Source organism: Okeania sp. SIO2B9, from assembly GCF_010672505.1.
In the GTDB taxonomy this organism is placed as follows: domain Bacteria; phylum Cyanobacteriota; class Cyanobacteriia; order Cyanobacteriales; family Microcoleaceae; genus Okeania; species Okeania hirsuta.
Window position 1 is genome coordinate 1 of record NZ_JAAHGK010001611.1, and the last position, 1437, is coordinate 1437.

General features: G+C 35.7%; 1 protein-coding gene and 1 pseudogene. One reads left to right on the forward strand and one right to left on the reverse strand.

Annotation, left to right across the window (positions count from 1 at the left end; all coding sequences use genetic code 11):
• On the forward strand, positions 1-760 hold a 760-nt coding region (locus F6K13_RS33090; protein ID WP_287289915.1), incomplete at its 5' end, for an alpha/beta fold hydrolase.
• Between the two features lie 314 nt (positions 761-1074).
• Here the strand turns inward: F6K13_RS33090 and F6K13_RS33095 are convergent.
• Positions 1075-1437, reverse strand: a pseudogene (locus F6K13_RS33095) (ABC transporter ATP-binding protein); the annotation flags it as partial.

Below are 1437 nucleotides of genomic sequence, written 5' to 3' on the forward strand. Positions count from 1 at the left end.
TCGCAAAAATATTCCTGTACTAGCTACCAGTTGTCGCTGTTATGCTATTGACTTACTTGGTTTTGGTGCTTCAGCTAAACCAACCCCAAGCAAAGATGTTACCTATACATTTGAAACCTGGGGTCAACAAATTGCTGATTTCTGTAGAGAGATAGTTGGCACCCCTGCTTTTCTTGTCGGAAATTCTGTTGGTTGTATTGCGGTGATGCAGGCAGCAGTAGATTATCCAGATATTGCTTTGGGTATAGGAATTATTAATTGTTCTTTGCGACTTTTGCACGAACGGAAACGGTCTACTCTTCCTTGGTATCGCAGTCAAGGAGCAGATATAGTACAAAAAGCGCTCAAAGTCAAGTGGATAAGTCAAATATTTTTTAATCAGTTAGCAACAAAGAAAACAGTCAGGCGAGTATTGTTGCAAGCTTATAAACGTTCTGAAGCTGTTACTGATGAATTAATAGATATACTCTTAACACCAGCAAAAGATGAGGGAGCAGTTGATGTTTTTGTGGCTTTTACTGGTTATTCTCAAGGACCTTTACCTGAAGATTTATTGCCAATATTACCATGTCCAGCTCTCATTTTATGGGGAGAGGAAGACCCCTGGGAGAATATTGAATTGGCAAAAGAATTTGCTAAGTTTGAAACAGTAGAAAAGTTTATTCCTTTACCTGGGGTTGGTCATTGTCCTCAAGATGAAGCACCGGAATTAGTCAATCCTATTTTGCAAGAATGGATATTTGAAAAATGGGAGCGATAGAACTCCAGTTAGCGTTTTAGTATGACAAACTTTGTTCTATAGCGTTTTTATCTGGGATGTGGAGACTAAGTGTTATCAAAAAGGTATGGAGAGAATAGTAAAGGAGAGAAAACAGCAATAAATACTAGCAAACACAAGGATAGAAGCTACTCCATCAGTGCACTTTTTTTGATAATAAAAAACCTCAATCTAGATTTACATCTCAAATAAAAACATTATATAAAATCAGCTAATTCTCTGAATATATCAAAATTTTTGATTAATGATTCATAATAATAATAATAATAATAACTGAGCCGATAAAATTTTGAGCCTTAACCTTTGTTCCCATTTACCATTTGATTTTCAAATATTTCTAAGGTTCTTAAAAGAGAAATTGCGGACTGAAAAGCTTCCTCAGTAATTTCTGTTTGTTCTTCGGGTGTATCAATTATTTCATCAACTAATAGTCTTAAAGAACCAACAATTTGATTGAGAAAACCACGAGCTTCATAAGAAGCTTTAGTCAAAAGTTGCTGGTCAATATAATTATCTGCCTTAGATTGGCCGCCAAACTGTATAGAATAGAGACGGCGATAGTAACCATCTTCTTTTTGTAGAAGTTCCAAATGAGTGCCAATTTCCACTAATTCTCCACGCTCTAAAACAGCTATCTTGTCTGCATTTTGAATTGTTGA